Source organism: Neobacillus sp. PVCKKU3, assembly GCF_058323225.1.
Window position 1 is genome coordinate 16,663 of sequence record NZ_JBLVQN010000005.1, and the last position, 16,762, is coordinate 33,424.

The following is a 16,762-nucleotide window of genomic DNA, read 5'->3' on the forward strand; positions in this document are numbered from 1 at the left end:
AACGTAAATCATTGGCCGGAAATCCAAATTGTTTCAATTAATTATTTAATGCTGTTTCCAATGTTTTCAAGTTTTTATTCATTAATGAAAAATAGGTTTCCTTATTTTTGATGTCGTCCTTTGTCAAAATCGCCAAGTTATGAATTGGCAGCGCACGTGCGCCAATTTCTTTTTGCACGACCTTGCCAAGCTTGGATTTGACATTTTGTTCAAACAGCATATAGTGAAGGCCTTCATGGTCAGCCATGGAAATGATTTTCTCTAATTCTTTTTGGCTTGGTTCGTTGGTTGTGGATAGTCCAGAAATGCTGATCTGTTCTATTCCATAGCGGGTTTCCCAATAGCTGAAGGCCGCATGGGTGACAATGATTTTTTTATGCTTTGCCTGCGAAATCGTATTGGCAAAATTTGCGTCTAACTCGTTAAGCTCGTCAGCAAGCTTCTGGTAGTTTTCATCAAAGTAAGCCTTTCGCTGTGGGAGTTTTTTCGCTAATTGGTCGCGAATTACTGCTGCCATTTCCTTTGAATAAACAGGGTCAAGCCAAACGTGAGGATTAACCACAGCATGATCTTCATGATCTTCCTCTTCAGATGAATGGTGATCTTTTGGCAGTTTCAGCCCTTCCGCAGCAGGTACTAAGGTAACATTTTCATCTTTTAAGGTACCTTTGGCTTTTTCCACAAATCCCTCAAGGCCAAGGCCGATATAGAAAAATAAGTCTGAATCAGCCAAATTCATCATATCCTTTTGCGAAGGCTCAAAGGTATGTTCATCTGCGCCTGGCGGGTAGATTGTAGCCACCTTTACATAATTTCCGCCAATTCGTTCCGTAAAATATTGCAGTGGAAAAACGGTCGTATATATCGTCAATAGATTTTTCTTTTTTGGAGTTTGTTCGGTATTATTTCCACATGCTGATAAAACCAAGCTTAACGGCAGTAGAAAAGAAAGAAAAAGAATTAGTTTTTTCATAAAAGCTCCTTTTTAAATCGTATTTATTCCGATTTAACAACTAAAAAATTTTAAATATTATGAAACTAATACGTAACAATTCCGATTTACTTATGTATCTTACAAAAAATTTGCCGTTTCTGCAAGTGAAAAAATTGTATATTCGAATGAATTTTATGTATCCTTAAAAAAGAGATATCTAAAGGGGAGTGAATAAATGGATAGTTCATCATTATTAAATGATATTCTTGACTTCAATAAAAAATTTGTGGAAGAGCGCGAGTATGAAAAGTATGAGACAACTAAATATCCGAATAAAAAAGCGGTAATCCTGACTTGTATGGACACAAGACTGCTGGAACTTTTGCCAAAGGCCTTGAATTTAGGGAATGGGGACGTAAAACTGATTAAAAATGCCGGGGCGATTGTGTCTCATCCGTTTGGAAGTATAATGCGGAGCATTTTAATTGCCCTTTATCAGCTTCAGGCAAAAGAGGTTTTTGTGATTGCACATCATGATTGCGGGATGAGTGGATTGAAAGCAGAACCAGTCGTGGCAGAGATGAAGGAACGGGGTGTCAGTCAGGAAACACTTGATACACTAGCCTATTCCGGAGTTGATTTTAATCAATGGCTGCATGGCTTTGATAGTGTAACTGACAGTGTAAAGCATAGTGTCGAGATGATTAAAAAGCACCCGCTTATGCCGGGGGGTGTGCCTGTTCACGGACTCGTGATTGATCCAAGGACAGGAAAGCTCGACTTAGTGGTTGACGGTAATCAGGATTAATGTTTTTTGTGGTCCTGCCATTTTTCAGGAACAGGATCGACTCCGCCTGGGTGAAAGGGATGGCATTTCAAAATCCTTTTAATAGCCAAATATCCGCCTTTAATAGCCCCGAAACGCTGAACAGCCTCAAGACCATAATGAGAACAGGTTGGATAAAAGCGGCAGGAAGGCGGTTTTAAAGGCGAGATAGCTATTTGATAAAACCGGATAAGAGCAATGAATAATTTCTTTAACATATAGAGCTGCTCCTTTAATATAATTTCCTTCAAGATATCACAAATCCAATAAAACGTCTAAATTGGTAATTAATATGTTGCAGAAAAAACACAGAATTTATAGTATGATAGAGAATAGATTTATAGAGGAGATGATTAGGATGCCTTCAGTTGAGAGCTTTGATTTAGATCATAATGCCGTGAAAGCTCCTTATGTCAGACACTGTGGTGTCCATAAGGTAGGTTCTGACGGTGTTGTTAATAAATATGATATCCGCTTCTGCCAGCCAAATAAAGAGGCGATGAAGCCGGATGCTATTCATAGTCTTGAACACATGCTTGCCTACACTATCCGCAAGCATGCAGAGAAGTATGACCACTTTGATATAATTGATATTTCTCCAATGGGCTGCCAAACGGGTTTTTATCTAGTCGTCAGCGGAGAGCCGACAGTGGAGGAAGTCATTGACCTTCTTGAGGATACCATGAAGGATGCTTTGGAACTTACCGAGGTTCCTGCGGGAAATGATAGGCAGTGCGGTCAGGCAAAGTTGCATACTTTAGAAGGGGCAAAGCGCCTAATGCGCTATTGGCTCGAGCAGGACAAGAAAGAGCTAAAGCAGATATTTGCATAAAAGAAAAAATTCCTATTCAGCAAGAATAGGAATTTTTTTATGCGTTCTTTGGCTCATCATCTTTTTCATTTGCATCGTTTAAATGTGGATTGTTTTCCAACGGGTCAACCGTATGCTTGTAGGTGTATGCTTTTGATGTTGTAATGACTGCTAAGAAAAGAACGACAAAAACAATAATGATTGATACGATCATCACAATAGACAAAGATTTCTCCCCCTTTTTCCCCTCTATTGTAACATGTTTTTTATTTTTTAGTTGTAAATAAAAAGGAAACTGATGAAATCAGCTTCCTTTTTGCCATTATGTAGAAATCAATGAATATTTCGAGGATAGTAAGTATGAGTCCGCTGTCCGCCGTATTGTTCCTGAGCAAACTTCCCCTTTAAGCTTTCAATGAGGTAAAGCCCCATCAAATCGTATAGTTCCTGCTTATCCATGTCATGAATTAAAGCAATCAAGTCCTCGTGTGACATTTCTTCTAAAAAAGCAAAGGCAAGCATATCAATGTCCTCTTCATCGCCGGTCAGTTTGTTCCGGTACATTTCATACAATTCATCGACAAGTTTCATTTCCAGCACCTCCTATGTGCATTCAAAAATTTTCTTCTTACTTAATCCATTCCCATTCAAAGCTAAAAAAATCCATATTTCCAATTGTTTAAATTAACAGAAAACTCTGTCATTTTTTATTAGGATTATTATAACGTATTCATTAATAAAAAATAAATCGAATTTTGTAATCGAATAAATTTTTTATTTTTGTGGATTACTAAAGATTAAAAGGGGATGAAATTATGAGTGAACAAAAGAAAACCTATTATATAGATATTGGAACAGGTGAGATTTCACAAAGTGCCACTTCGTCAACTTGGAGCTATCAAATTCAAGCGAATGATGAAGAAATTACTCAGCTGCGTGAGTTATTCGATCAAAATTATTCGACAGAGTGGAAAAACTTTTTTCGAGCACATACACCATATGTTCAGTATCATTATGACCGTGAGAATGATGATTATGACAACACCATGCAGCAAATTTACGGAATGATTCATAAGCTTGGTGACGATGAAGCAAAAAAGCATATTGAAAGCATGAACATCTTACCCAACTCATAAACAATGAAAGGAAAATCCCTGCCTTTAGGATTTTCCTTTTTTCATTTATACTTAAATCAAAACATAAAGCGGGGAAGAGGTATGATTCAGTTTTTGGATGATCATGGAAATACCGTGGAAATGGCTTTTAAGAAAGACGCCTTTTCAGATGAAGTAAAACATGTTCTTGTCATAAGTCAGTTTGGTGATGAGTGGATTTTAACGAACCATAAAAAAAGAGGACTCGAATTTCCAGGCGGCAAAAGGGAACCGGGCGAAACTTTGGAGGAAGCAGCTAAACGTGAAGCATATGAAGAAGCCGGAATATTTTTTTCAGATTTAATGTATCTGGCTGAGTATAAGGTGTATGAGGAAGATGGTTCATTTGTTAAAGCTGTTTTCTGGGGGAAAGTCAAAAGGATGGAAGAGACTGGCAGCTATCACGAGACATACGGACCTGTCAGGATCATAGGAGACCTCCTTAAGAAGCGGAATGGTAAGGAATACAGCTTTATCATGAAGGACCGAGTTGTAGAGGAATGCCTGAAATTCATTAAGGCATATAAAAACGAAAAAGAATAGAAGAATGCCTTGATGCAATCCCCTATTCTTTGATAAGTTTTTTTTCAAGAAAATCAACAAGCTGATACATAATCGTGGCGAATACAGCAATAACCAATAGCGATAAAAAGACAAGGGTAAAATTAAAGACCTGGAAACCGTAAATAATCATATAGCCAAGCCCTTTAGAGGAAACGAGGAATTCCCCTACAATGACGCCAACCCATGAAAGTCCGACATTGACCTTTAAGGTAGAAATGATAGTTGGAAAGCAGGCGGGAATAATGGCTTCCTTAAAGCATTGAAATCTGGTTGCTCCAAAGGTTTGCAGCACCTTTAAATAATTGGGATCTACTTCTTTAAAGGCTGTGTATACAACGATGGTTGTGATAATGACAGAAATAATTGCACCCATCGCGATGATGGACGGGTACCCCGGGCTCAAAGCAACGATCAGAACGGGCCCAAGCGCCACTTTTGGCATCGCATTTAGGATAACTAGATAGGGGTCAAGGATTTTGGAAACCATCGGTGACCACCACAGGATTGCGGCCAGCAGCACACCTAGAAAGGTTCCCAAGATAAAACCAAATACCGTTTCAGTTAAGGTCACACCCAAATTCGTTAACAGTGAACCATCCTGTAATTTATTAATAAACAGAATCCAAATTTTCGATGGAGAGCTGAAAATGAGCGGGTCAATCCACTGTTTTGCGCTAAAAAGCTCCCAGCTTGAGAAAAAGACCAGGAAAATGATGGCTTGGTAAAACCGTATCCACCTTTTTTCAACCTTTAATGAGCGAATATAATTTTTATGGAGGAGTTCCACCTTATCCGTTTCCTTGTTCAAGAGACTCCAACTCCTTCCATATCGTTTGAAATAAACTTGGATATGCTTCATGATTTCTGGCATTAAATGGGGATAATGTTTTCAGTTCTTCAGGTATTTCAAACGTTTTGTGAATTCTTCCGGGGCGGGATGACAGTAAGTAAACACGGTCACTCATGGCAATTGCTTCTCCAATATCATGTGTGACCAAAATAGCTGTCTTTCCAAACTCATCCAATGTTTGCGAAACAAGATCCTCAAGCTTAAGCTTCGTTTGATAATCGAGTGCGGAAAAAGGCTCATCAAGCATCAAAAGCTTTGGCTCAGTTGCCAGTGTCCTTACAAGGGCAACTCGCTGCCTCATGCCGCCGGACAGTTGTTTTGGCAGTTGCTTTTCGACATCGCCCAAGCCCATTTGCTGAAGCAGGCTTAAGGCGGCTGACTTGTTTTTTTCAGTCAGCTGTTTTGATAATTTAAGGCCTAAAAGGATATTTTCTTCGATTGTTTTCCAAGGAAATAGATAGTCCTGTTGAAGCATGTAGCCAATATCGTTATTTGCGGTGGATACCGGCTTATTTTCCAGCAAAACAGTCCCCTGAGTTGGTTTAATCAAGCTTGAAATAATGGAGAGCAAAGTCGTCTTTCCACAGCCGCTAGGGCCGAGGATGGAGACAAATTCTCCCTCCTCAACCGTAAGCGAAATATCGGAGAGGGCCGTGGTTTTAGAGTCTTTGGTAAAATACGTGTGTTGTATATTTTGAACCTTTAAGAAGCTCATGTGCCGGCCTCCCTTTCGGAGTTATTTTTTCATGACTTGTTCGGCAATTTCTGTATTGACGAGCGTGTCATGTTTTACTTCTTTTGGAAGCTCCCCGGCTTCCTTCATGATGTTTTGCAGATTATTCCATTCTTCTTCATCAAGAATTGGATTAGTGGCAAAGGATCCCTGGCTCTTATAACGGTCGACAACAGTTTTCATAATTTCAGGGTTTGTATCAGGGAAGAATGGTTCTACGGCTTTAGCAATTTCCTCAGCACTGTGGGACTGGACCCATTGCTGAGCTTTATAGACTGCTCTTGTGAATTTTTCGATAACGTCCTTGTTATCTTTTATATAGCTCTGTTTAGCCATGAAGGTTGTATACGGAACATGCCCAGATTCCTTTCCGAAGGAGGCAACAATATAACCTTTACCCTCTTTTTCAAAAATGCTGGCAGTTGGTTCAAATAATTGAACAAATTCTCCATTTCCTGAGGCAAAAGCATTGGCGATGTTTGCGAAGTCAATATTTTGGATAAGGTTTAAATCCTTATGCGGGTCAATTCCATGCTTCTTTAACACGAATTCGCCAACCATTTGCGGCATGCCGCCTTTACGCTGGCCAAGGAAGGTCGTACCCTTTAATTGATCCCATGAGAAATTGTCAATTTTTTCTCTTGAAACAAGAAAGGTGCCGTCAGTTTGGGTGAGCTGCGCAAAATTGATGACCGGATCGTTTGCCCCTTGAGCATATACGTAAATGGAAGTTTCCGAGCCGACCAGAGCCACATCTGCACCGCCCGAGATGAGGGCAGTCATTGTCTTGTCACCGCCTGGTGTGGTCGTTAATGTGACATCAAGACCTTCATCCTTGAAGAATCCCTTTGATAAAGCAACATATTGAGGGGCATAGAAGATTGACCGGGTAACTTCTGCAATACGGACTTTTTCCAGTTTCTTCGGTTCTTTAGCGGTATCTTTATTACAAGCAATTAGGGAAAACATAAGTATACTGATGAGGAGAAAGGAGAAACTGATTTTTGACCATTTTTTCATAAAATTAACCTCCTTATCTGGGCTGATTGCCTAGAATATCGTATGAAAAAGAAAAAAATGTGTGAATGCCCAGTTCGGGAATTTTTTTAAAAGGATTAGATACAAATGAACGAATTTAACGGAAAGATTATTGAAATGAAGCGGTTTCCATCCCCAAATCCAAACGTTGATTTGAAGGAGATTACCTATCTTTCAAATGGATTAAGCGTGAAGGGGATGCTGGCAGAACCGATAAATCAACAGGTACATGACGGATTTCTTTATTTGCGGGGAGGAATCAAAAGTGTCGGAAAGGTGAGGCCGGCGCGGATTGCCCAGTTTGCTCAGGAAGGTTTTATCGTTTTCGCTCCTTACTATCGTGGAAACCAAGGTGGGGAGGGGAATGAAGATTTTGCTGGGGAGGACCGGGAAGATGCTTACTCCGCCTATCTATTGTTAAAATCATTGCCCAAAGTGAAACAAATACATATCTTTGGTTTTTCCCGCGGTGGAGTAATGGCGCTTTTGACGGGAATTGAATTCCCAGATGCATCTTCCTTAGTCACCTGGGGCGGTGTCAGTGACATGAGCTTGACCTACTATGAGCGGAAGGATTTACGAAGGATGATGAAACGGGTTATCGGCGGGACACCGGAGAAATTCCCGGACCGATATCAAGAAAGAACACCTTTATTCCAGCTTGAAAGGCTGGCTGCCCCCGTCCTGATTATTCACGGAGTAAACGACCAAAATGTATCTGTCGAACACGCCTATCGTCTTGAAAGAAGGCTGCGAAGTCTGGACAAGCCAGTCGAACGCTGGTATTTTGATCATTTCACACATTATTTTCCGCCAGCAATTAACCGAAAAGTAGTGGAAGATTTGACGAAGTGGATGAAAATGCAAAACAAATAATGGTAATATAAAGATATAAATAGCAGAGGAGCGGATATGTGATGGGTATGCCTCTTGAATTAAATACATTAATCGTCACAAAAGGGAATGAAAAAAGGATTGGAGAAAATCTGTTTGTACTTGTGAAAGAAGGATACAGATTATACCCGATTGAAATCCCTGTGGATGTCAGAAAAACACTGGACACAAACTCAAATGGTACAGCTTTAATAAAAAAAGTTGAATGGGAAAACAGCCGTACAACACTAACATATCAATTAATATCCTTAAACTCAACGAACTAGCAGGTGTTAACACCTGCTTTTTCTTTTGGAAAAGTGTAAGATTTGCCAAACAATAGCGTCTTATATATAGATTAACAAATAGAGAGGGGGGCTAAGGTTGGAAGGGATTCAGCAAATAGAGAAATGGTTTATTCAATATGAGAAGGACGTTACCAATTTTCTTGTTTACTATACCGGAACGACAGATGTTGAGGATTTGGTACAGGAAACTTTTCTCCGTGCACTTCAAGCCTTTTCCCGGTTTAAAAATGAAGCAAGTCCCAAAACCTGGCTTATTTCCATTGCAAGAAATACAGCCATTGATTTATATCGAAAAAAATCAGTATGGCAAAAGCTGAAGGAACGATTAAATCAAGAATCACCTGATCAAAAAGAACTTCAAACAGAAGAGAAAATCTTAAAAAAGCAGGAGTATGCCCGATTATATGAAGCGATTAACGAATTAAAGCCAAATTATCGGGATGTAATTTTGCTTAAGGGCATTGCCGAGCTTTCTTCACAGGAAACTGGCCACATTCTTGGCTGGTCGGAAAATAAAGTGAATGTTACCTTTTTTCGGGCCATGAAAAAACTAAATGAGCAATTAAAGGAGGGTGAATATTTTGAGCAATTTATCGGATAAAGAGCTGCTGGAAATGATGGCGGATTTTCCGAAACATGAGCTTTCTACAAAACAGAGAACGGACATGTTAAAAAGGATTAGTGAAGCAGGCACAGTTAAGCCAAGAAAGCCGTTTAACATCCAAAGACTGGGGGCTGTGGCAGCATTGTTCATTCTTGCTCTTATTGCCCCGATTTTCTATTTTACGAATACAGCAGAGGAAAAGCATCCCCGCAGCGGTAGTTCCGTTTTTACCAAAGCCCAAGAGGGTGAATATTTTGCATTAAAGGATGAAAAGGGAGAAGCAATTTATGTGGACAGTAATTTTGGAATTCCGAACAAGGTGAGTTTACTTGCACCTCAGGACTGGATTGCAAAAGATAAAGGCACCGTTGCTAAGATGATGATTTTTTTATGGGGAAACTATGATTATTCGAAATCTCTCAAGGTCGATGCGGTCCACGTTAAAACAGGAGTGGAAGAGCACCTTGCTGAAACTCCATTATCTGGAGGAATGTACGATACGGATGCCCATGCTGTAACAAGCTTTGAACCATTTCCCTTTCCAGGAGTTTGGAATCTACAATTCACAGTTGGCGGCAAGCAGGTCGGTGAATTTTCCATATATGTAAAGGAGCCATATATCTCAATTGGGAAATCGACACTAATGATTTCTGCGGAGGACCTTTATGCCGGCTTTTATGAACACGAGGTTATCGAAGTCGAAGGCACCGATCTTCCTGACGAAATAGAATTGGAGATATTTCAACTAGAAACTGCCGAGGCAACGACATTTACTTTTAAGAAGGCTGCAGACTATACAACCACTGATGGAAAGCATATTACTGATTATGGCGGCGGGTTTACAATTAAAAAGAGCGGCAAATATCGATTTACTGTTCTCCAACAATCACAGGCTGTTGAAGTGAGGAAACCAACTGATGGAAAATAAAGAAAGAGGCTGACCGAATTACGGTACAGCCTCTTTTTCCTTAGGCATTTATGCGATTGGTCCGCCTTTTTCTTCAATCTCGACGGCAACGTTAGCGAATTTCTTAAAGTTCTCACGGAATTGCTCTGCCAATTCTTTTGCCTTTTTTTCATAAGCATTAGGATCCGCCCATGTTTTAATCGGCTGAAGCACTTCATCAGGGACCCCAGCAATATGGAGCGGGATATTTAGGCCAAAGAATGTATCCTTAACAGTTTCTACGTGATTTAGTTCTCCTTCAAGAGCTGCCTGCACCATTGCTCTTGTATATGAGAGTTTCATACGATTGCCGACGCCGTATTCTCCGCCAGTCCAGCCTGTATTAACCAAAAACACATTAACGTTATGCTCAAGTATTTTTTCTCCTAGCATTTCGGCATAGCGTGTAGCCGGCAGCGGCAGGAATGGTGCACCAAAACAGGTTGAGAAGGTTGCCTGCGGTGAAGTAATGCCACGCTCTGTTCCAGCAAGCTTTGATGTAAATCCGCTTAAGAAATGGTACATGGCTTGTTCCCTTGTTAATTTAGCGATTGGCGGAAGAACACCAAATGCATCTGCAGTTAAAAACACAATGGTATTCGGGTGCCCGGCAATGCTAGGCTGGACAATATTATCAATGGCCTCCATTGGATATGCGGCCCGAGTGTTTTCTGTTAATGTTCCATCATCGTAATCCGGAATTCTCGATTCCTGGTTAATCACAACATTTTCAAGAACGGTCCCGAAACGGATGGCATCAAAGATTTGCGGTTCTTTTTCACGGGATAGATTAATACATTTTGCATAGCAGCCGCCTTCAATATTAAAGACGCCATTTGATGACCAGCCGTGCTCATCATCGCCGATTAGACGGCGATTAGGGTCTGCGGAAAGAGTTGTTTTTCCAGTTCCGGATAAACCGAAGAATAATGCTACATCCCCTTCAATGCCGACATTCGCTGAACAGTGCATAGAGAAAATATTGTTTTCAGGCAGTAAATAGTTCATGACAGAGAAAATTGATTTTTTCATTTCCCCCGCATATTCAGTTCCTCCAATTAGAACTACGCGGCGTTCAAATGATATAATAATGAAGGTTTCAGAATTCGTACCGTCGACTGCCGGGTTTGCTTTGAAATTAGGGGCAGAAATTACTGTAAATTCAGCTTCATGAGTCAGAAGTTCATCTTCCGAAGGCCGAATGAACAACTGGTGGGCAAAAAGATTATGCCAAGCAAATTCATTTATGACTTGAATCGGCAGTTGTGATTTCTTATCAGCACCAGCAAAGCCTTTAAATACATATACTTCTTCTTGCTGTTTTAAGTATTCTAATACCTTATTATAAAGATGATCGAAAGTCTCTTGTGAGATTGGCTGATTTAAAGAACCCCAGGCAATTTTATCTTTGGTTGACTCCTCCAAAACAGTGAATTTGTCTTCTGGAGACCGCCCAGTATATTTTCCTGTTGAAACACGAACCGCTCCGGTGGAAGTGAGTGTCCCTTCTTTTCTGCTGAGGATTTTTTCAACTAGCTGCGGCACAGATAATTGGACTTGGACATTACTTTCATTAAGTAATTCCTTTAATTCATTTGGGATATGAACAGAATTCATTTAATGAACCTTCCTTTTTATGGTTTTTTTAATTTGATATATTAATATTGAATAGTATAACACAATTAAAATAATAGTCTATACTAATTAGCGAAATTATGCTGTATTTTATACCTTATTCTAAAGGTGATTAAAAAGTCATGAAAAAAACAGTTTAAGCATATTTTGTATCATACTCCATTGTATATTTTGGTTAATGTTGCTAAAAAATACATTGACATACTTTAAGAATCTGGGGTATGATTTAACCTTGAACGGATACTCTCTTATCCCGAGCTGGTGGAGGGACAGGCCCTATGAAACCCAGCAACCTGCAACTAGGAAAATGTCTATTTTTAGTCGTTTTTCGGGCAAAGGTGCTCAACCTGATGCAAGGCTAGTCCTTGAACGATAAGAGTGAAAGGCACGCAAAATGTTTGCATTCAACCTTTCCTCATGGAAAGGTTTTTTTGTCTATTTGGCAAACACACGTGCTGTTTGAATCGCTTTACTAATCTTCTAAAGAATCTCGGTTGGGTTTTTTCGGTAGTATTTCATAAAAACCTGATGTTTATTTCATACTATTAGGGATGAGTTCCGTATCAAAATGGAGGTTATTTGGAAAGGGTGTTAACCTTTGAAAAGTGAGCCTCATTATTTCATTATTATAGGAGGAATTCAGATGTCACTAAAACGCCATTTGTTCACTTCTGAATCAGTAACTGAAGGTCATCCTGATAAGATTTGTGACCAGATTTCTGATTCTATTTTAGACGCCATTCTAGCAAAGGATGCAAATGCCCGCGTAGCTGCTGAAACATCAGTAACGACCGGCTTAGTTCTAGTTGCCGGCGAAATCACTACCTCTACATATGTAGATATCCCAAAAATTGTTCGTGAGACGATCAAAGAAATTGGCTATGTTCGTGCGAAATATGGCTTTGATTCGGAAACATGTGCGGTGTTAACCTCTATTGATGAACAGTCTCCTGACATTGCTATGGGTGTCAATCAAGCACTTGAAGCTCGTGAAGGTCAAATGTCAGATAAAGAAATTGAAGCAATTGGTGCAGGTGACCAAGGTTTAATGTTCGGCTTCGCCTGTAACGAAACGAAAGAGCTGATGCCTCTTCCGATATCTTTAGCCCATAAGCTTGCCCGCCGGTTGACGGAGGTTCGTAAAGAGGATATCCTTCCATACCTTCGTCCGGACGGAAAAACACAAGTAACGGTCGAATACGATGAGAACAACAAACCGGTTCGGATTGATACAATTGTTATTTCCACCCAGCACCATCCGGAAATTGGACTAGAGCAAATCCAGCGCAATGTTAAGGAACATGTTATTAATCCGGTTGTACCAAAAGAATTAATCGATGAAAATACAAAATATTTTATAAACCCAACCGGCCGCTTCGTAATCGGCGGACCGCAGGGGGATGCAGGACTGACTGGCCGTAAAATTATCGTGGATACTTACGGAGGCTATGCCCGTCACGGCGGCGGCGCTTTTTCCGGTAAGGACCCGACAAAGGTTGACCGTTCTGCCGCTTATGCTGCACGTTATGTTGCTAAAAATATTGTCGCAGCAGGTTTAGCTGAAAAATGTGAAGTCCAGCTTGCCTATGCGATTGGTGTAGCAAGACCGGTATCGATTTCCATCGATACTTTTGGCACAGGCAAAGTCAGCGAACAGGTATTGGTTGACTTAGTAAGTAAAAACTTCGACCTGCGCCCTGCAGGAATCATTAAAATGCTGGATTTACGCCGCCCCATTTATAAGCAAACAGCAGCTTACGGACATTTTGGCCGTACGGATGTTGATCTTCCTTGGGAACGCACTGATAAGGCAGATGCATTACGTGAGCAGGCAGAAGGAAAATAATATGGAGTGGGAGTTGCATTAAGGTGTAACTCCCATTTTTCATTAAACGTCTATTTTCTTGTTCAGTGTTTTAAAAATTGGAATAAAATGTTTAAGTAGGACTATTGAAGTGAAAAATGATGATACATGATTTTCCTTTTGTTCACAGTGCCATTTTTGAAAAAAAAGTGGTAGTATTAGAGAGTATGTTTTTACAAAAGGATATTTTGAAATAGAGTAGGTGAGGTACATAATGTGCGGTTTTATCGGTTGTGTACATGACAAAACGCAAAATTATCGTGACGAAGAAAAGCAGCTTTTTAAAAATATGAACGATATTATAACCCATCGTGGACCAGATGATGATGGTTATTATGATGATGATCATATTCAATTTGGTTTCCGCCGGTTAAGTATCATTGATATTGAATCCGGGCACCAGCCGCTAACGTATGAAAACGAAAGATACTGGATTATTTTTAACGGTGAAATTTATAACTATGTCGAGCTTCGTGAAGAGTTGCTCAAAGAAGGACTAACTTTTTCCACAAGCTCTGATACAGAGGTTATCATTGCTCTCTACAGCCATCTAAAGGAAAAAGCAGTTGAACGCTTGCGCGGGATGTTTGCTTTTGTTATCTGGGATAAGCAGGAACAAACACTTTATGGGGCTCGAGATCCGTTTGGAATTAAACCATTCTTTTATATGGAGGATGGTGACAGAACCTTCTTTGCTTCTGAGAAAAAGAGCATTTTGCTGGCTCTTAAAAATGATGTGCTGGATTATGATTCCTTGCAGCATTATCTAACCTATCAGTTTGTTCCAGAACCTGATACCCTATCTGAAGGAATTAAAAAGCTTGAACCAGGCCATTATTTTACAAAAAAAATCGGCTCGAAGATGGAAATGAACCGCTACTGGAAGGCACATTTTCACCCAGTACTAAAATCGGAAGATGACTTCGTAAAGGAAATCCGTGATATTCTGTTTGATTCGGTTGAAAAGCATATGCGCAGTGATGTTCCGGTTGGTTCATTCTTATCAGGTGGGATTGACTCTTCCATCATTGCCTCGATTGCAAAGCAATTCCATCCGGCTATTAAAACGTTTTCCGTCGGATTTGAGCACAATGGCTTCAGCGAAATTGATGTTGCCAAGGAAACAGCTGAAAAGCTTGGCGTAGAAAACATCAGCTATATCATTACGCCTGAGGAATATATGAAAGAAGTTCCGAAAATTATTTGGCATATGGATGACCCGCTTGCCGACCCAGCCTGTGTTCCATTATATTTTGTCGCCCGTGAAGCGAGAAAGCATGTTACGGTTGTTCTTTCAGGCGAAGGCGCTGATGAATTGTTTGGCGGCTATAATATTTACCGCGAACCTGGCGATTTGGAGATTTTTAATAAAATTCCTAGAGTCGGAAAGGTCCTTCTAAAAGGAATTGCCGATATGCTTCCGGAAGGGATGAAAGGAAAGAGCTTTATTGAACGCGGGGTAACACCGATGGAGCAGCGCTACATTGGTAATGCCAAGATGTTCGACGAAGCGGAAAAACGTGAGCTTTTGAGTGTCTATCGTGAAGGCTTGAACTATACCGATATCACCAAACCTCTTTATGAGGAATCAAGAGGCTATGATCCGGTTGACCGGATGCAATATATCGATATCCATACTTGGATGCGCGGTGATATTTTACTAAAGGCTGATAAAATGACGATGGCTCATTCATTGGAACTGCGCGTGCCGTTCTTAGATAAGGCAGTATTTGAAGTGGCCTCGAAAATCCCAACTAGCTTGAAAACAGCTAACGGCACTACTAAGTACGTTTTGCGTAAGGCCGCCGAAGGGGTCGTTCCTGATCATGTTCTAAACCGGAAGAAGCTTGGCTTCCCTGTTCCTATCCGCCACTGGCTAAAGGCGGAGATGAATGATTGGGCAAAAAATATCATTCGTGAAAGCCAGACAGACCATTTAATCAATAAGACGTACCTGTTAAAGCTTCTTGATGACCATTGTCAGGATAAAGCTGACAACAGCCGAAAGATTTGGACTGTTCTTATGTTTATGGTTTGGCATCAGGTGTATGTTGAAGGAGTGTACTCCTTTCAAAGCGAGTATAAAAAAGATATAGTATTAGCGAGTAGATAAATGGAAAAGTAAAGGCACCCATCGTTAAGATTGGGTGCCTTTTTGTAGGGATTTATAGAATTGCCCTTTTTCTGCATATTCTCTTGTGATTCTTTCCATTTCCTTAATGTCTTCAGTAGTGATTTCTCTAATAACTTTAGCTGGTCTTCCAAATGCTAATGTATTAGGAGGGATTTTTTTGCCTTGCGGAACAAGACTGCCAGCACCAATAAAGGCACCTTCGCCAATTTCCGCCTGGTCCAAAATAATCGATCCCATTCCAATAAGTGCTCCTTTTCGGATGATGCAGCTATGTAATATGACCTGATGGCCAACGGTCACTTCATCCTCTAAAATAAGTGGGTTATTTGGGCTTTGATGCAGGACGGAATTGTCCTGGATGTTTACTTTGTTACCGATTCTTGTCGGCGCTACATCGCCTCTGATAACGGAATTAAACCAGACGCTGGATTCATCGCCGATTTCAACATCTCCTGTAATGGTTACATAATCTGCTATATAGGCAGTGTCGGAAATAACAGGGTATTTATCTTTAAAAGGGTAAATCATCATGCTCGCTCCTTTTTGAATGATAATTCTATTTTAACGAATCAAGCCAAGGAATGACAAAAAATATCGCAATTAAAAAATTCATTTAGATTCTTATTAGTCTTTCCTATATGGTAAAATACAAAAAATGATAACGTTTTAGGGGGATCAGTTATGTGGAAGTGGGAAGCAGAAGGGGAAGCGAAGGCTGTTATTGTCATGGTTCACGGCGCCATGGAGCACCATCGCCGCTACGGATGGCTGATTGAGATGTGGCGCACGTCCGGCTTTCATGTCATTATGGCCGACCTTCCCGGGCAGGGAATGACAACGCGATCGCGCCGCGGACATATCGATTCCTTTGATGAATACATATTTGAAGTAAAGGATTGGGTTCAAGCAGCTTATCGATATGAATTGCCTGTTTTTTTGCTGGGCCATAGTATGGGCGGATTGATTACTATTCGACTCCTTCAAGAAGAAAGAGTAAACATTGCTGGCGTGATTTTGTCCTCTCCATGTTTAGGCTTGATCAAGCCGCCATCCAAATTGTTAAACTTTCTTTCCTATGCCTTAAATGTGGTTTTTCCGTCCTTTAGAATGAATTCAGGGCTGACAGTACAAATGGCAACGAGGAATGAGGATGTCAGGGAAGCTGATTCGAATGATACTCTTTACGTGACAAAGGTTTCGGTAAGATGGTATCGTGAACTTGCGGATGCTATTAAACAAGCTTTCCTTAACCTCGGAAAAACACGTGATGTCCCTATGCTGGTAATGCAGGGCGGGGATGACAAAATTGTGAATAAAGGCAGCGTGAAAGAATGGTTTAATCATGCGCCATTATCGGAAAAAAGATTTAAAGAATGGCCTAAATGTTACCACGAAATTTTTAATGAACCTGAACGGGAAGAAGTATTTGAATATGCTAAGGATTTTGTTTACAGCCAGTTAAAAGCCATCGGGTATATCGTATAGAAT

Annotated in this window: 20 protein-coding genes and 1 riboswitch; of the genes, 11 read left to right on the forward strand and 9 right to left on the reverse strand. The window is 40.4% G+C overall.

The window, feature by feature from the left end; genetic code table 11:
• Positions 1 to 37 precede the first annotated feature (37 nt).
• Positions 38 to 973 carry a metal ABC transporter solute-binding protein, Zn/Mn family gene (locus ACNQGS_RS04755; protein ID WP_491486351.1) on the reverse strand — a complete coding sequence of 312 codons (936 nt, stop codon included), beginning with the start codon at positions 971 to 973 and terminating at the stop codon, positions 38 to 40.
• A 196-nt stretch (positions 974 to 1,169) separates the two neighbouring features.
• Here ACNQGS_RS04755 and ACNQGS_RS04760 point away from each other — a divergent pair, with 196 nt between their 5' ends.
• Positions 1,170 to 1,742 (forward strand): beta-class carbonic anhydrase, encoded by a 573-nt coding sequence (locus ACNQGS_RS04760; protein ID WP_491486352.1) that lies wholly within the window; start codon positions 1,170 to 1,172, stop codon positions 1,740 to 1,742.
• Here ACNQGS_RS04760 and yidD read toward each other — a convergent pair.
• The gene (yidD, locus tag ACNQGS_RS04765) at positions 1,739 to 1,978 is read right to left on the reverse strand and encodes a membrane protein insertion efficiency factor YidD (RefSeq protein WP_213119822.1); all 240 of its coding nucleotides are present in this window, start codon (positions 1,976 to 1,978) and stop codon (positions 1,739 to 1,741) included. The genes ACNQGS_RS04760 and yidD overlap by 4 nt on opposite strands.
• A gap of 140 nt (positions 1,979 to 2,118) precedes the next feature.
• On the opposite strand from yidD, the gene ACNQGS_RS04770 reads away from it, so the two are divergent.
• The gene (locus tag ACNQGS_RS04770) at positions 2,119 to 2,592 is read left to right on the forward strand and encodes an S-ribosylhomocysteine lyase (protein ID WP_491486353.1); all 474 of its coding nucleotides are present in this window, start codon (positions 2,119 to 2,121) and stop codon (positions 2,590 to 2,592) included.
• A 37-nt stretch (positions 2,593 to 2,629) separates the two neighbouring features.
• On the opposite strand, the gene ytzI is transcribed toward ACNQGS_RS04770, so the two are convergent.
• Positions 2,630 to 2,797, reverse strand: a complete 168-nt coding sequence (gene ytzI / locus ACNQGS_RS04775) for a YtzI protein (protein ID WP_423799368.1) — start codon at positions 2,795 to 2,797, stop codon at positions 2,630 to 2,632.
• A gap of 107 nt (positions 2,798 to 2,904) precedes the next feature.
• Positions 2,905 to 3,162, reverse strand: coding sequence for a DUF6154 family protein (locus ACNQGS_RS04780; RefSeq protein ID WP_213119825.1), 258 nt, complete (start codon positions 3,160 to 3,162; stop codon positions 2,905 to 2,907).
• 224 nt (positions 3,163 to 3,386) lie between these two features.
• On the opposite strand from ACNQGS_RS04780, the gene ACNQGS_RS04785 reads away from it, so the two are divergent.
• Positions 3,387 to 3,707 (forward strand): hydrolase, encoded by a 321-nt coding sequence (locus ACNQGS_RS04785; RefSeq protein WP_491486354.1) that lies wholly within the window; start codon positions 3,387 to 3,389, stop codon positions 3,705 to 3,707.
• A gap of 81 nt (positions 3,708 to 3,788) precedes the next feature.
• Positions 3,789 to 4,268, forward strand: coding sequence for an RNA deprotection pyrophosphohydrolase (ytkD, locus tag ACNQGS_RS04790; protein WP_491486355.1), 480 nt, complete (start codon positions 3,789 to 3,791; stop codon positions 4,266 to 4,268).
• A 22-nt stretch (positions 4,269 to 4,290) separates the two neighbouring features.
• Here ytkD and ACNQGS_RS04795 read toward each other — a convergent pair whose 3' ends face one another.
• Genes ACNQGS_RS04795 through ACNQGS_RS04805 form a run of 3 tightly spaced genes read right to left on the reverse strand, consistent with a single transcriptional unit; the run spans position 4,291 to position 6,892 of the window.
• Positions 4,291 to 5,097 carry an ABC transporter permease gene (locus ACNQGS_RS04795; RefSeq protein WP_378584374.1) on the reverse strand — a complete coding sequence of 269 codons (807 nt, stop codon included), beginning with the start codon at positions 5,095 to 5,097 and terminating at the stop codon, positions 4,291 to 4,293.
• Complete coding sequence (locus tag ACNQGS_RS04800; RefSeq protein ID WP_491486356.1) at positions 5,078 to 5,854, reverse strand: ABC transporter ATP-binding protein; 777 nt, start codon at positions 5,852 to 5,854, stop codon at positions 5,078 to 5,080. Before ACNQGS_RS04800 ends, ACNQGS_RS04795 begins: the two co-directional genes overlap by 20 nt.
• A gap of 21 nt (positions 5,855 to 5,875) precedes the next feature.
• On the reverse strand, positions 5,876 to 6,892 hold the full coding sequence (locus ACNQGS_RS04805) for an ABC transporter substrate-binding protein (protein ID WP_491486357.1): 1,017 nt from the start codon (positions 6,890 to 6,892) through the stop codon (positions 5,876 to 5,878).
• 105 nt (positions 6,893 to 6,997) lie between these two features.
• Here ACNQGS_RS04805 and ACNQGS_RS04810 point away from each other — a divergent pair, with 105 nt between their 5' ends.
• From ACNQGS_RS04810 to ACNQGS_RS04825, 4 genes are all read left to right on the forward strand, one after another.
• A complete protein-coding gene (locus ACNQGS_RS04810; RefSeq protein ID WP_491486358.1) occupies positions 6,998 to 7,786 on the forward strand; it encodes an alpha/beta hydrolase family protein in 789 nt (262 codons plus the stop codon).
• A 41-nt stretch (positions 7,787 to 7,827) separates the two neighbouring features.
• Positions 7,828 to 8,070: a DUF2584 domain-containing protein gene (locus ACNQGS_RS04815; RefSeq protein WP_213144537.1), complete on the forward strand. Its 243-nt coding sequence runs from the start codon at positions 7,828 to 7,830 to the stop codon at positions 8,068 to 8,070.
• A 97-nt stretch (positions 8,071 to 8,167) separates the two neighbouring features.
• Positions 8,168 to 8,692 carry an RNA polymerase sigma factor gene (locus ACNQGS_RS04820; RefSeq protein WP_491486359.1) on the forward strand — a complete coding sequence of 175 codons (525 nt, stop codon included), beginning with the start codon at positions 8,168 to 8,170 and terminating at the stop codon, positions 8,690 to 8,692.
• Entirely contained in the window at positions 8,673 to 9,623 is a 951-nt protein-coding gene (locus tag ACNQGS_RS04825; protein ID WP_491486360.1) for a hypothetical protein, read from the forward strand. Before ACNQGS_RS04820 ends, ACNQGS_RS04825 begins: the two co-directional genes overlap by 20 nt.
• A 48-nt stretch (positions 9,624 to 9,671) precedes the next feature.
• On the opposite strand, the gene pckA is transcribed toward ACNQGS_RS04825, so the two are convergent.
• The gene (gene pckA / locus ACNQGS_RS04830) at positions 9,672 to 11,258 is read right to left on the reverse strand and encodes a phosphoenolpyruvate carboxykinase (ATP) (protein WP_491486361.1); all 1,587 of its coding nucleotides are present in this window, start codon (positions 11,256 to 11,258) and stop codon (positions 9,672 to 9,674) included.
• 263 nt (positions 11,259 to 11,521) lie between these two features.
• A riboswitch (SAM riboswitch) is annotated at positions 11,522 to 11,655 on the forward strand.
• A 264-nt stretch (positions 11,656 to 11,919) separates the two neighbouring features.
• Here pckA and metK point away from each other — a divergent pair.
• Both metK and asnB read left to right on the forward strand, forming a co-directional pair.
• Positions 11,920 to 13,122, forward strand: coding sequence for a methionine adenosyltransferase (metK, locus tag ACNQGS_RS04835; RefSeq protein WP_491486362.1), 1,203 nt, complete (start codon positions 11,920 to 11,922; stop codon positions 13,120 to 13,122).
• A 232-nt stretch (positions 13,123 to 13,354) separates the two neighbouring features.
• Positions 13,355 to 15,253 carry an asparagine synthase (glutamine-hydrolyzing) gene (gene asnB / locus ACNQGS_RS04840; RefSeq protein WP_491486363.1) on the forward strand — a complete coding sequence of 633 codons (1,899 nt, stop codon included), beginning with the start codon at positions 13,355 to 13,357 and terminating at the stop codon, positions 15,251 to 15,253.
• Positions 15,254 to 15,277: 24 nt separating this feature from the next.
• Here asnB and ACNQGS_RS04845 read toward each other — a convergent pair whose 3' ends face one another.
• Entirely contained in the window at positions 15,278 to 15,802 is a 525-nt protein-coding gene (locus ACNQGS_RS04845) for a gamma carbonic anhydrase (RefSeq protein ID WP_491486364.1), read from the reverse strand.
• 153 nt (positions 15,803 to 15,955) lie between these two features.
• Between ACNQGS_RS04845 and ACNQGS_RS04850 the strand changes: the two genes are divergently transcribed.
• Complete coding sequence (locus tag ACNQGS_RS04850; protein WP_464491296.1) at positions 15,956 to 16,759, forward strand: alpha/beta hydrolase; 804 nt, start codon at positions 15,956 to 15,958, stop codon at positions 16,757 to 16,759.
• The last annotated feature ends 3 nt before the right edge of the window (positions 16,760 to 16,762 follow it).